The sequence below is a fragment of the Chryseobacterium sp. JV558 genome, from assembly GCF_033712365.1.
Classification (GTDB): Bacteria; Bacteroidota; Bacteroidia; order Flavobacteriales; family Weeksellaceae; genus Chryseobacterium.
In genome coordinates, this window is the sequence record NZ_WJHU01000008.1 from 80115 (window position 1) to 92992 (window position 12878).

The following is a 12878-nucleotide window of genomic DNA, read 5'->3' on the forward strand; positions in this document are numbered from 1 at the left end:
TTTTTTCTTCCATTCAATATTTTAAATCATTAAGAAATAAAGTATAGTCAAGATTCATCATTTCAACAAAATAAAAATTTAAACAGGTTTTCTATTTTATATTTAACATAAAAACAAAAGAAGATTGCAGCTTTTGGAACAATTATTGGGAGACCATCCGAAATTGAAAAAACTATGAAATATTTACTGGGCCTTTGTGCATTTGTATTTTTATTTTCCTGTACTTCTCAGAAAGTAAACTCCCAATATTCTACCATTGAATATGAGGCTACTCCCTGTTTTGGATTCTGTCCTGTATTTAAAATGACAATCAGCCCGGACAGAACGGCTGTTTTTGAAGCAGAACATTTTAATTTTAATGATAAACCTTCAAAAGATGAATTTTCCAAGCCTCGTGAAGGAACTTTCGAAGGAACAATCAAAGAAGAGGATTACAATAAATTAATCAGTTTGCTTAATGGGCTCAATGTAAAAAGCTTAAACGACAAGTATGGTGAGAAAAATATCACCGATCTTCCCACCTCTTATTTAAGAATCAAATTCGCTGACGGGACTTCAAAAAATGTTGAAGATTACGGAAAACACGGAAGTGAAAAACTTTCAGAAGTATATCAGTTTTTTGAAAACTTAAGAAAAAATCAGCAATGGAGTAAAGTGAAATAGTTTCACTAAAAAAATATTTAAATTATCTTTGCAACAGTAATTCCTTCATTTGGAGGAATTATTTTTTTTTGTAAACTATTAACCATTTAAAATAAATATGAAGAAACACATTTTTTTCATTGCAGCATTTGCTTTCTCAGCAATATTTAATGCACAACAAAACACAAAAGATCCGGCATCTATGAGCTTTGGTGTAAAGGGAGGATATTCCTTATCCAATATGAAATTTTTTGGAACTGAGCTGGATTCAAAATCCTATTTCTATGCAGGTATCGTAGCAGAACAACCTTTATCTTCTAAATTGGGTTTGCAGGCTGAATTACTGTACACTCAACTGGGTGGTAAGGATGCTTATCCTTGGTACGAATTGGTAGGCAACGAGGTGGTAAACACGGGGAATATCAACTTTGATTACAAATTCAATCAGATACAGGTTCCTATTTCAGTAAAATACTATATTGTTCCAGAGCTATCTGCATCTGTAGGAATGAACTTAGGGTTTAACATATCATCCAAAGTAAAAATGAATACCCCTTTTGGTGAGACCGAAACCCATAATTACGAATCTGTAAAAACCTTGAGTTTATTTCCTTTCCTTGGCGCTGAATACAAACTCAATGAGAAATTTTTTGTTGATGCCAGATACCATTTCAATTTTATAGAAATGAATAAAAGCAATTCAGTTCCTATAAAAATTGGATTTCTCCAGGCGGGTGTAGGATATAGGTTCAAATAAACTTCAGACTTTTAATAGAAATAAATGGCGGCTCATATTCGGGTGGCCATTTCTGTTTTTCAATATATACATAAGTCTAAAAAAGTGGAATAAGATACTTAAAAATATTTAGACTACCTTTGCAGAATGTAATTCTTTCAGACTGAAGGAATTTTTATTTAAATTTTAAAATAATTCATTTGAATTTTACAGACTTAAACTTAATAGAACCTATTGCAAAAGCAATCCAGGAGCAGGGATACACGACTCCTACTCCTATCCAGGAAAGATCTATTCCTGATATCCTAGAAGGCAGAGACTTTTTAGGCTGTGCACAGACGGGAACAGGAAAGACTGCTGCTTTTTCTATTCCTATTCTACAGAATTTATCCAAAAATAAAGTTCCCAATAAACATATAAAAGCGTTAATCCTTACACCTACCAGAGAATTGGCAATTCAAATTGAAGAAAACATCAATGCCTATGGTAAGTACCTTCCATTAAAGCAACTTGTTATCTTTGGAGGGGTAAAACAAGGGAATCAGGAAGCTGCTCTGAGAAAAGGAATTGATATTCTTGTTGCAACACCAGGAAGACTTCTTGATTTTATTGCCCAAGGCATCGTCAGCTTAAAAAATCTTGAAATCTTTGTTCTTGATGAGGCTGACAGAATGCTTGACATGGGGTTTGTACACGACGTAAAAAGAATCATTAAGCTTTTACCACAGAGAAGACAGACTTTATTTTTCTCCGCAACAATGCCAGGAGAAATCCAGAAGCTGGCCAATTCTATCCTTAATAATCCTGTAAAAGTAGAGGTTACTCCGGTTTCTTCTACAGCAGATACCATCAAACAGTCGGTTTATTTTGTTGAAAAGGAAAATAAACTGGATCTATTGACCCACATTCTTGAAAATGACATTTCAGATTCGGTACTGGTATTTTCAAGAACGAAACATGGCGCTGATAAAATTGCAAGAAAGCTTCAGAAAGATAACATTTCTGCTGAGGCCATTCACGGTAATAAGTCTCAGAATGCGAGACAAAATGCTTTAAACAACTTTAAATCCGGAAAAACAAGAATTCTTGTTGCCACAGATATTGCTGCAAGAGGGATTGACATTGACGAATTGAAATTTGTGATCAATTTTGAGCTTTCTGATGTTTCGGAAACTTATGTACACAGAATTGGAAGAACAGGAAGAGCTGGAGCTGAAGGTAATTCTATTTCTTTTGTAGACGGACTTGATCTTTTAAATCTAAAGAATACTGAAAAACTGATCGGAAAGAAAATTCCTGTGATCAAAGAACATCCGTTTCATACTGATAATTTGATTGCTCAGAAAAGGGATTCTAATAACAGACCCGCTTCTTCAGGCGGTGATAGACCTAAAACATCTGGTAATAATAATTCCAGACCTAATAAAAAGCCATCAGCGGGAGCTACGGCCGGGTTTAAAAAACCTAAAAACAAGAATTTCACCAGAAAGAAATAAAAACAAAACCCTTTTCAAATTGAAAAGGGTTTTTATTTATCTTAAAGTTGAGAACTTTTATGATTGAAAAAGATTCTTTGCATTTTCTGTAGTGATACGGTCTATCTCAGAGAAATCTTTCCCATAGATATCCACAAGTTTACCAGCTACCAGGTCAAGATAGGAGCTTTCATTTCTTTTTCCTCTGTGCGGAACGGGAGCAAGATAAGGAGAGTCTGTTTCCAGAACAATTTTATCCAGAGGAATTTCATTCAGAAACTGGTCAATTTTCCCGTTTTTAAAGGTTACTACTCCACCGATCCCTAAAATGAAATTAAGGTCTACAGCATGCTGTGCCTGCTCCAGGTTTCCGGAAAAACAATGGAAAATACCTCTCAGCTTCGGATGTTTTTTTCTTTCCAATACTTCAAATGCCTCATCAAAACTATCTCTTGTATGAATCACAATGGGAAGGTCCTTTTCTATCGCCCAGTCAATCTGCTGTTCGAAGGCTTTCACCTGAATATCCAGCGTTGTTTTATCCCAATACAAGTCGATTCCGATCTCTCCTATTGCAGGAAAAGGTCTCTGATCAAGATGTTTTTTTACAATTTCAAGTTCTTTTTCCCAAGATTCCGGTTTTACATAGCAAGGATGTAATCCCATCATTGAAAAGATTTGTCCCGGATATTCTGTTTCCAACTGCAGCATCTTCTCATGAGATTCGGAATCAATTGCAGGAAGATAGAATTCTGTAATTCCTTTGTCTAAAGCTCTCTGAATAGCTTCTTTTCTATCTTCATCAAATTCTTCTGCGTATAAATGTGTATGTGTATCAATCATTTTTCTTAATATTTTAACAGATCTTCATAGGGATTTTTAAGTCCCAGCAATATTCCGAAAGCCGGCTCAGTTTTTATTCCCTCTTTTTTAAGTTCTATTATTTTCTGTTTAAATTTTTCTCCTTTTTCCTGTAATATTTTGTATTCAGCAATCATATGAAGGTAAGCGTTTTGCTGTTTTGTAGGCTTATTCTGTCCGAAAATTTCAATGGGAAATCCTTCCAGCATAAAATTTAATGTAATGCATTTTTCGCCGTTTATAATAGGATATTCAACTTTCGTTTCAACATCGTAAGGAATGAGCCTGTTGAACATTATTTCATCTAAAAAATCTTTTTCAAATCTTAAATCCACCTCAAAAATAATATCCAGATCACTTCCTTCAATATCAATTTCAATAGGAACGGTTCCTGCTAAAATGGGTGAATATTCCTTTAATTTTTCAAAAATCTGATGTTTTGCAAGAACTTCATACGCCCTTTTCTGTCTTTCATTCCCACTTTTCAGATAGTCAATTCTGGTAAAATCAAGCATTTAAAATATTTTATGTTTTACCTTTTTACGCTGCACTTCAATTCTTTGGTCTAATTTCTCCCGGAATTCTATAAACTTAGGATCTTTCTTGTCGCTGGTCTTATGTTCCAAGGCTCTGATAATCTTAAAGTTCTCTTTAATAAAATCCTGAGTATCTCCTGAAAAATAGGCATTCCCAAACTTCTCAAAAATATAATTAACCGCCTGTGTGCTGGGATGAATCATATCTTCTTTATAAAAACGATAATCGCGGAGATCATCCATCAAAATCTCATAGACCGGCAAATAATGGCAGTCTTCAAATAAAGAAATAGACTCGTGAATGGCTGTAATTAATTTGGATTTACTCAATTGATTTTCTACCATTCCATCCTTAGTATGCCTTACGGGTGAAACAGTAAACAGGATCTGAACTCCTTCTTTACAGATGTCTTTAAGATCCAGAATCGTCTGGTAAATCGAGCTCGTCAGCTCCTGATGGGAAAGTAATCTTTTCTCAAAAAACTTCTGTGGAATTTTGTGACAGTTGGCCACCAGCTTGTTCTTAGGAAGAAATTCATAGATAAATGAGGAACCGTAGGTTATAATGATCCAGTCTGCTTCCTGAAGAAAGGCATTTCCGGCTTCAATGGCTCCATTTATTTTGTCTAAGGTCTGATGAATATAGCGGGTATCAAAACTGGTGTGGTGATCCAGAGAAATATATTCTTCATTGTAGGTAATCAATTCTTCCTCTTCATAAAACGCAGAATCATGTAATCTATTGATTGCGCTGTTGATGGAAAAAGGATTAAAAATCGTTCCAAAAGGATTATTAAGGGTCTGAAGTTGTCCATCCTGAAGTAAATCAGTCATCTCAGAGGCAAAACATGAGCCTATTGAAAATATTTTATCTTCAATCTCAATTTTCTTATTTGAGGCAGGAATATCAACTTCTGTTCTGAATTTCATTGTACAGGTATTAGGTGGCAGGAAATAGGTAGCAGGTAAATTGCTGTTACCCGCTACCTACCATCTGCTGCCTATATTAACTCTCTCTTCTCAACAAATAATTTGCCAGTTCGATAAAAGGTTTTTTCTTTTCTTCAGGAACATCAATTTTCTGAAGATAGCTTTGTCCAATTTCATTATGTTTTTCAATCAGACGTAAGGCTTTTTCATCCACTTTTGTTCTTCTGAATATCTTTTCTACTCCGTAAACTTTATCAACGTTTTCCGTCTTTTTAGAATACCAGTAGTCCAGTTCTTTTCTTTCTTCATCAGTAGCATGTTCTCTTGCTAACAAATACAGTACGGTTTTCTTGTTTTCGTAAATATCGCCTGCATGTTTTTTACCAAACTGTGCCTGATCACCGAATACATCAAGATAATCATCCATAATCTGGAATGCAATTCCGATATGTTTTCCGAAATTGAAAATAGCTTTGGCATCTTTAAAATCTGCTCTTGCTATCAAAGCTCCGATCTCAAATGAAGAAGCACTCAAAACCCCTGTTTTATAAGTAATCATTCTGATATAGTCATCAAAAGTAACGTCTTTCTGAGTTTCAAAGTTGATATCATACTGCTGTCCTTCACATAGCAAAAGTCCTGTATGGGTAAATATTCTGATACATGCTTTGAAGATTTCAGGTTCAAGATCCTCAAAAAACTTATAAGCTTTAAGCATCAGTCCGTCTCCGGAAAGAATACCCACATTAAGACCGTGTAAAGTATGAATGGTAGGCTTATTTCTTCTTAAAGGAGCTTCATCCATAATATCATCATGAATCAGCGTGAAATTATGGAAAAACTCGATAGCCAATGCCGGCTTAATAGCCTGTTTAAGATCTCCGCCGAACATCTCACAAGCCATTAGTACCATAATAGGACGAAGACGCTTTCCACCATGGGAAATAATATAATTCATCGGGTCATACAGCTCCGAAGGTTTATCTTTAAAAGTATATTTAGTGATGGCGTCTGCAACAATCTGCTGGTATCTGTCTAAAAATTCCATAAAATCTTTTAATTTGAACAAAAATACGATTTTTCGAGGCTTTATAAAACAAAAAACTTTGCCCAAACGGACAAAGTTTCTATAAATATTTTAATTTTTCTTATGATAAGAAAGAGACTACAAGATAAGTAGCACCTGCAACAATTGCAGAGATTGGAATAGTTAAAATCCAAGCCCAAAGAAGACTTACTGTGATTCCCCATCTTACAGCAGAAACTCTTTTTGTAAGACCAACCCCAATGATAGAACCTGTAATTGTATGTGTTGTAGAAACAGGAATACCAAAGTGATCTGTTATGAATAAAGTAATAGCTCCTGCAGTTTCAGCACTTACCCCTTCTAATGAAGTTACTTTTGTAATTTTAGTACCCATTGTTTTGATGATCTTCCAACCACCGCTCATTGTACCTAAAGCAATTGCAATAAACGAAACCAAAGGCACCCAGATATAATGCTGTGCAAAATAGTCAAAACGTCCTGCAGATGCAATATTTAAATATTCAGCATCCTGAAGCATATTAACATGATAATAAATAACTGCTGCTCCAATGATCCCCATTACCTTCTGAGCATCGTTTAAGCCGTGACCTAAACTAAATAATGCTGAAGAGGCCAGCTGTAATCTTTTGAAAGATTTATCAGCTTTGTATGGGTTTGATCTTTTATAAAGGTGAACAATAATTAATGTAATAATGATCGAGATAATCATCCCTATGATCGGTGCCATGAAAATGAACAGGAATATAGGAATTACTTTATCAAATTTCACTACACTCTGGTGAGTAACCTGGCTGGCTGCTGTTTTAAGCATATCCCAAGTTCCTAAGTTTGGCTGAGTTGCAGCAACATCATGAAAATCCAACATAAAAGCGTGCATCAAAGCGGCTCCAATGAAACCTCCGATCAGCGTATGTGAAGATGATGAAGGAATACCAAACCACCAAGTTAAAAGATTCCAGGCAATGGCCGCAACCAAACCTGAAAATATAACTTCGAGGGTAATAAAATTCTCGTTAACAGTTTTGGCAATTGTATTACCAATTTTGAATTCTCCAATAATATAAGCGGCAATAAAGAATGCTGCAAAGTTCCAAAGTGCTGCCCAAAGTACAGCCTGGAATGGAGTTAAAACTTTTGTAGAAACAATAGTCGCAATTGAATTGGCAGCATCATGGAAACCATTAATGTAGTCGAAAACCAAAGCCAAAGCAATAATAACTATAAGTAAAATAGGAAATTCCATTTGTTAATTATAATTATTAATTATGCGTATTTAATCATGATGTTCTCAATTGTATTGGCAACATCTTCTGCTTTGTCAGTTACTATTTCAAGATAATTAAGTACAGATGAAACTTTAATAATGTTTATCGCATCATTTGTTTCGAATAATTCTACCATAGAATTTGACAACAAATCATCAGCAATATTTTCGATAGAATTTACTTTGATACAAGCTTCTTTTACCTGTTCCATGTTTTTGAACCCTTTAAGGTTTTTCATAGCATTCTGAATTTCAAGACATGCTTTATGGATCAATAAAGAGAAGTCTGAGTAAGCCTTCATCTCCGGTGATTTGTACAGAAAGATATATTTTGTGGAAGCGTAGATATAATCAGCGATATCATCCAGTCCTGTTGCCAATGTGTGGATATCCTCACGGTCAAAAGGTGTAATGAAGTTTTTCCCTAATTCTACGAAAATTTCGTGAGTAAGTTCATCATTCTTGTGTTCGAAGTCACTCATTTTCTTCAACATTGAATCGTCATTAAGATCGAAATCTTTGATTCCCGTGTTGAAATCTTCTGACATTGCAACTAGATTTTCAGTTACTTTTTCGAAAAGTACAAAGAAGATTTTATCTTTTGGTTGAAAAGCGTGGAAAATATTACCAATTCCCATTTTTTAGTATTTATAATTCGTGTGCAAATTTCCTAAAAAAGGATTGCACGTGAAACTATATGACATTAAGTTTTGTTAACATTCGCTTACCTCCTGATTATCAAATAAAAAAACCGGCATTAAAGCCGGTTTTATATAGTAATTGATAAGATTAGTTAGCTACTTCAGCTCTCATATCTTTTCCTTTGAACTTCATAGATTGAATATTGCTCAAGACATTGTCTTTAAACGATTTTTCAACTTCGAAGAAAGAGAATTTCTCTAAGATTTCGATATCTCCGATTTCAGCTCTTTTTTTGCTTTTTCCATCATCAGTAGCTTTATTGATAATATCTAAAACATCAAGCTTCTTCAAGTGGTCTTTTTTCCCAAGATTAAAGAAGAACCTTACCATGCTCTCATCTTTTCTTCTTGGTTTTCCACCACGGTCTCTATCTCTTCCGCGATCTCTGTCTCTGCTGTCTCTGTTATCTCTATCACGACCTCTGTCTCTGTCTCTATCACGCCCACGGTCTCTTCTTGAGTAATCATCGTCTCTGCTGCTCAATTTCTGCTCAGTAAGATCGTGCTTGTCTTTGTAATATAAAGCAAGGTCCTTCAATTGGAACTGTAGCAACTGGTGCACCAATTCTTCTTTTGTAAATTTGCTTAGATCCGGGATCAGGCTGTCATCAAATTCGAAAAGATCCTCGTGCTCCGTCAATAATTTGTCGAATACACCTCCTACCTGAGCTTTGATAATATCTTCACCTGTAGGAATGAATTTTTCGTTAATTTCAATTTTTGTTGCAGATTTGATCTGTTTCAGTTTTCTGCTTTCTTCAGGCTTTATCAAAGCCATAGAAATACCATCTTTTCCAGCTCTACCTGTTCTTCCGCTTCTGTGAACGAATACTTCAGGATCATCTGGTAAAGAGAAGTGAATAACGTGCGTAAGAGAGTTTACATCCAATCCTCTTGCTGCAACGTCTGTCGCTACAAGAATATCAATGTTTTTCAATCTGAATTTCTTCATTACCGTATCTCTTTGCGCTTGAGAAAGGTCACCATGAAGAGCATCAGCTGCATACCCGTTCTGCATTAGAAAATCTGCTACCTCCTGAGTTTCCATTCTCGTTCTACAGAAGATAATGGAGTACTGATTAGGGTTAGCATCAATTAATCTCTTCAATGCTTCTTTTTTCTGACGGTACCCTACTACATAGTATTCGTGAGTAATGTTCTTCTTCACTTCGTTGATAGAACCTACTGAAATACGGTGTGGTTTTGTAAGGTAATTTTTGGAAATTCTTTCCACTTCTTTATTCATCGTTGCAGAGAATAAGAAAGTTTGTTTAGTTTCCGGAGTTTCTCTTAAAATGGTTTCCAATTCGTCTTTGAATCCCATAGAAAGCATTTCATCGGCTTCATCTAATACCAACCAATGAATCGCAGAAAAGTCAAGTGCTTTTCTGTTGATAAGATCTATTACTCTTCCCGGAGTTCCCACAATAATCTGTGGTTTATCCTTCAAAGATCTCATCTGATCTACAATACTACTTCCACCATAAACTGCAGTAGTTTTGATGTCCTTCATGTACTTAGAGTAATTCTTTATGTCCTTCGAAATCTGAAGACATAATTCCCGTGTCGGACAAAGCACCAATAATTGGATTTTGCGACTCGTATCGTCAATCATATCCAAAATCGGAAGCGAAAACGCTGCTGTCTTGCCTGTCCCTGTTTGCGCAAGTGCGATCAAGTCGCGAATATCTGAAAGAATAAAAGGGATAGTCTGTTTTTGGATTTCTGTTGGGCTTTCGTAGCCCAGTTCGCCAATTGCCTTAAGGATATCAGGACTTAAATTGGTTTCCGTAAATAAATTCATTAACTATTTTAAAATTTTTGCAAAGATACAACAAATATTTGACTTGTTTTTGAATAAAGTTTTAAATATACAAACTTAAATTCAGAATCTTTTAATATATTTTTAATTTTTTGAAAATTAAATGTAAAAAAACAAGCTTTAGGTTAAATACTTGTTAAACATTATTTTTTTTTATTAAATTGGATTGATTTTTTCTGTGATATTTATGAATTTTCAAAAATAAAACCATGGAACGCAAATTTTTCTTTTTGATATTCTTATGCATAGCCTTTGAAATATTTGCTCAGACACCCAATTATCCATCCTTCTGGACACTGGAAAGTTGTATTGAATACGCAAAAGAGAATAATATTTCTATTAATTCTCTAAGGCTTTCAAAAAATTCAGCACAACAAGATCTTCTTCAGGCAAAAGATGCCAAATACCCAAATCTAAGCGGAACAATTTCACAAGGTTTATTTACCCTCAACGGAAGTGACGGACTTCATATGACAGGTCTGCAATCTCAAAATATCGGAGCCAGCTCTTCCATGACCCTGTACCATGCCGATTACATTAAAAACAATGAAACATCCAAAAATCTATTGTTACAAATGGCCGATCTCTCTGTACAGGAATCAGAAAATAATATTACCCTGAATATTACCCAGGCTTTTCTGAATATTCTGATGAACCAGGAAAGTATCATTTCTCTTGAAAATGTTCTGAAAACAACCCAAACTCAATTAAAACAAGGGGATCAGCTCTATAAAGCAGGAAGTCTTTCAAAATTAAATTATCTTCAGATTCAGTCGCAGGTAGCTCAGGATCAATACAATCTTACTTCTGCTCAAAATAATCTGCGGACTAATACGGTTAATTTAAAACAAATCCTTCAGCTTCCTTCCCAATATGATTTTCAGATTGTAAAACCTGACAGTATTATTGTAGAGGATCAGCTCAAACCATTAGAGGATGTTCAAAATACAGCACAAAACCAACGTCCTGAAGTAAAATATGGTGAACTGAGCGTAGAAAACTCCAATACGAATCTGAAAATGGCTAAAGCATCTATTCAGCCCACCCTAAGCCTGACAGGAAATATATCTACCAATTACTCAAACGGCAATGGAAATTATTTTAATCAGTTTGGAAACAATTTTTATATGCCTATCGGGTTAAGTCTCGGAATTCCGATTTATAATAACAGAGTTTATAAAACACAAATTGAGAAGTCAAAAATTGCTATTGAACAAGCCAATCTTGATTTATTAAATACTAAAACCGTCCTTAATCAGCAGGTAGAACAGTCATATATCAATCTTCAGAATGCCTTATCTCAGTATGATTCCGCCTACAAACAGATGTACATCAGCAAACAGAGTTATGATATTGTGAATGCCCAGATGAAAATCGGAAGCATTGATTATGTACAGCTTCAGCAGCAGAGATTGCTTTATATACAGTCTGTTCAGAATTATCTGCAGGCTAAATACACTGCCGTTCTCAATAAACAGATCTATGAATTTTACGCAGGTAACCCTATAAATCTAAAGTAAGCTATGAAAACAAAGAATAAAAAATGGTTGTATTGGATAGTGGGTGGCATCATTGTTCTAGGTGCAGCCTGGTTTTTCTTCATCAGAGAGAAAGAAATAAAAATTCAGCTGGAAACAGTAAAACCTGAAATGGGAGAACTATCCAATTCCATTACTGCTACAGGAACTATTCAGCCTGTGGATACTGTTGCAGTAGGTACTCAGGTATCGGGAATTATTAAAAATATTTACGTTGACTTTAATTCTACCGTGAAAAAGGGACAATTGCTGGCAACTTTAGACCCTGATCTTCTTCAGTTCCAGTCACAGCAGATCAAAGCTAATCTCCAGAATGCCAAAAGTAATCTGGCTTACAACGAAATCAATATCAACAGACAGTCACAGCTGTACAAAGTGGGAGCCATCAGCAAAGCAGATTATGATAATGCCACCAATCAGTACAATGCTGCAAAAGCACAGGTAGGTTCTGTAAATGCCCAGCTTTCTACAGCCAACAAAAACCTGTCTCTTACTAATATCTATTCCCCGATAGACGGAACGATACTCAACAGGAATGTAAGTGAGGGACAAACCGTAGCGTCAAGTTTCAGTACCCCCACCCTTTTTAGTATTGCTAAAGATCTTACTAAAATGAGGGTACGTGCTTCAGTGGATGAAGCAGATATCGGAAATGTAAAAGTAGGTCAGAAAGCAACATTTACAGTGGATGCTTTTCCAGATGAGACATTTGACGGCCAGGTTTCCGAAGTCCGCCTCCATCCTACCGTTTCATCGAATGTGGTGAATTACACAACCATCATCAACGCAGATAATTCAGGCTTAAAACTAAAGCCGGGAATGACTGCAAATATTACAATTTATACGCAGGTTTTAGAAAATGTCATGAAAATTCCGGCAGCAGCAACCAGCTTTAGACCGGATAGCCTGATTATCAAAAAATACAGAATAAATTCTCCGTTTGCCAACGGTAAAAAACACGAAAAAGGCCAATGGAAGCAACAAAATAAAGGAGCCGAAAAGAAAAATGAAGCTGCTGTCTGGGTTATTGCGAAAGACAGCACTATTTCCCGTAAAAAGATAAAAACCGGAATGGATAATGATACCGAAATACAGGTTGTTTCAGGATTAAATAAAAATGACAATATCATTACAGGCTATAAAGTACTTTCAAAAAAATCTTCTGGTGGACAGGCTAAAAGTCCATTCATGCCTCAAAGAAGAGGTAGCGGAAACAACAGGAACAGTGGCGGCAGCGGCGGACCGAGATAACATAAATTTTAGCCAATCAACCTAAATAAATTAACTAGCAACTAGCAACTAGCAACTAGCAACTAGCAACTAGC

General features: G+C 35.4%; 12 protein-coding genes. 5 read left to right on the forward strand and 7 right to left on the reverse strand.

Translation table 11 applies throughout. The features are described from left to right. The first annotated feature begins 174 nt into the window (after nt 1-174). The 3 genes from GFU89_RS20510 (at nt 175) to GFU89_RS20520 (ending at nt 2874) form a co-directional block, all read left to right on the forward strand. On the forward strand, nt 175-663 hold the full coding sequence (locus tag GFU89_RS20510; protein WP_318848894.1) for a DUF6438 domain-containing protein: 489 nt from the start codon (nt 175-177) through the stop codon (nt 661-663). A gap of 97 nt (nt 664-760) precedes the next feature. Then, the gene (locus GFU89_RS20515; RefSeq protein WP_318848895.1) at nt 761-1399 is read left to right on the forward strand and encodes a porin family protein; all 639 of its coding nucleotides are present in this window, start codon (nt 761-763) and stop codon (nt 1397-1399) included. Between the two features lie 179 nt (nt 1400-1578). Next, nucleotides 1579-2874 (forward strand): DEAD/DEAH box helicase, encoded by a 1296-nt coding sequence (locus GFU89_RS20520; RefSeq protein ID WP_318848896.1) that lies wholly within the window; start codon nt 1579-1581, stop codon nt 2872-2874. A 57-nt stretch (nt 2875-2931) separates the two neighbouring features. On the opposite strand, the gene GFU89_RS20525 is transcribed toward GFU89_RS20520, so the two are convergent. The 7 genes from GFU89_RS20525 to GFU89_RS20555 form a co-directional block, all read right to left on the reverse strand. Further along, nucleotides 2932-3696 carry a TatD family hydrolase gene (locus GFU89_RS20525; RefSeq protein WP_318848897.1) on the reverse strand — a complete coding sequence of 255 codons (765 nt, stop codon included), beginning with the start codon at nt 3694-3696 and terminating at the stop codon, nt 2932-2934. A 5-nt stretch (nt 3697-3701) separates the two neighbouring features. Then, the gene (locus tag GFU89_RS20530) at nt 3702-4229 is read right to left on the reverse strand and encodes a DUF4269 domain-containing protein (RefSeq protein WP_318848898.1); all 528 of its coding nucleotides are present in this window, start codon (nt 4227-4229) and stop codon (nt 3702-3704) included. Next, on the reverse strand, nt 4230-5180 hold the full coding sequence (locus GFU89_RS20535; protein ID WP_318848899.1) for a GSCFA domain-containing protein: 951 nt from the start codon (nt 5178-5180) through the stop codon (nt 4230-4232). It lies immediately after the preceding gene. Between the two features lie 76 nt (nt 5181-5256). Further along, entirely contained in the window at nt 5257-6228 is a 972-nt protein-coding gene (locus tag GFU89_RS20540; protein WP_047374128.1) for a polyprenyl synthetase family protein, read from the reverse strand. A 100-nt stretch (nt 6229-6328) separates the two neighbouring features. Beyond that, nucleotides 6329-7471, reverse strand: coding sequence for an inorganic phosphate transporter (locus GFU89_RS20545; protein WP_318848900.1), 1143 nt, complete (start codon nt 7469-7471; stop codon nt 6329-6331). A 20-nt stretch (nt 7472-7491) separates the two neighbouring features. Beyond that, complete coding sequence (locus GFU89_RS20550; protein ID WP_042723220.1) at nt 7492-8130, reverse strand: DUF47 domain-containing protein; 639 nt, start codon at nt 8128-8130, stop codon at nt 7492-7494. A 151-nt stretch (nt 8131-8281) separates the two neighbouring features. Next, complete coding sequence (locus GFU89_RS20555) at nt 8282-9997, reverse strand: DEAD/DEAH box helicase (protein ID WP_318848901.1); 1716 nt, start codon at nt 9995-9997, stop codon at nt 8282-8284. Nucleotides 9998-10224: 227 nt separating this feature from the next. On the opposite strand from GFU89_RS20555, the gene GFU89_RS20560 reads away from it, so the two are divergent. Together GFU89_RS20560 and GFU89_RS20565 are read left to right on the forward strand one after the other, a co-directional pair. Further along, nucleotides 10225-11535: a TolC family protein gene (locus GFU89_RS20560; protein WP_318848902.1), complete on the forward strand. Its 1311-nt coding sequence runs from the start codon at nt 10225-10227 to the stop codon at nt 11533-11535. Nucleotides 11536-11538: 3 nt separating this feature from the next. After that, complete coding sequence (locus tag GFU89_RS20565) at nt 11539-12804, forward strand: efflux RND transporter periplasmic adaptor subunit (RefSeq protein WP_318848903.1); 1266 nt, start codon at nt 11539-11541, stop codon at nt 12802-12804. Nucleotides 12805-12878: the final 74 nt, after the last annotated feature.

What these genes read in the sequence shown, in the direction of transcription:
- GFU89_RS20510 (WP_318848894.1), top strand. Translation starts at nt 175, where the DNA reads ATGAAATATTTACTGGGCCTTTGTGCATTTGTATTTTTATTTTCCTGT.
- GFU89_RS20515 (WP_318848895.1), top strand. Translation starts at nt 761, where the DNA reads ATGAAGAAACACATTTTTTTCATTGCAGCATTTGCTTTCTCAGCAATA.
- GFU89_RS20525 (WP_318848897.1), bottom strand. Translation starts at nt 3,696, where the DNA reads ATGATTGATACACATACACATTTATACGCAGAAGAATTTGATGAAGAT.
- GFU89_RS20530 (WP_318848898.1), bottom strand. Translation starts at nt 4,229, where the DNA reads ATGCTTGATTTTACCAGAATTGACTATCTGAAAAGTGGGAATGAAAGA.
- GFU89_RS20535 (WP_318848899.1), bottom strand. Translation starts at nt 5,180, where the DNA reads ATGAAATTCAGAACAGAAGTTGATATTCCTGCCTCAAATAAGAAAATT.
- GFU89_RS20540 (WP_047374128.1), bottom strand. Translation starts at nt 6,228, where the DNA reads ATGGAATTTTTAGACAGATACCAGCAGATTGTTGCAGACGCCATCACT.
- GFU89_RS20545 (WP_318848900.1), bottom strand. Translation starts at nt 7,471, where the DNA reads ATGGAATTTCCTATTTTACTTATAGTTATTATTGCTTTGGCTTTGGTT.
- GFU89_RS20550 (WP_042723220.1), bottom strand. Translation starts at nt 8,130, where the DNA reads ATGGGAATTGGTAATATTTTCCACGCTTTTCAACCAAAAGATAAAATC.
- GFU89_RS20555 (WP_318848901.1), bottom strand. Translation starts at nt 9,997, where the DNA reads ATGAATTTATTTACGGAAACCAATTTAAGTCCTGATATCCTTAAGGCA.
- GFU89_RS20560 (WP_318848902.1), top strand. Translation starts at nt 10,225, where the DNA reads ATGGAACGCAAATTTTTCTTTTTGATATTCTTATGCATAGCCTTTGAA.
- GFU89_RS20565 (WP_318848903.1), top strand. Translation starts at nt 11,539, where the DNA reads ATGAAAACAAAGAATAAAAAATGGTTGTATTGGATAGTGGGTGGCATC.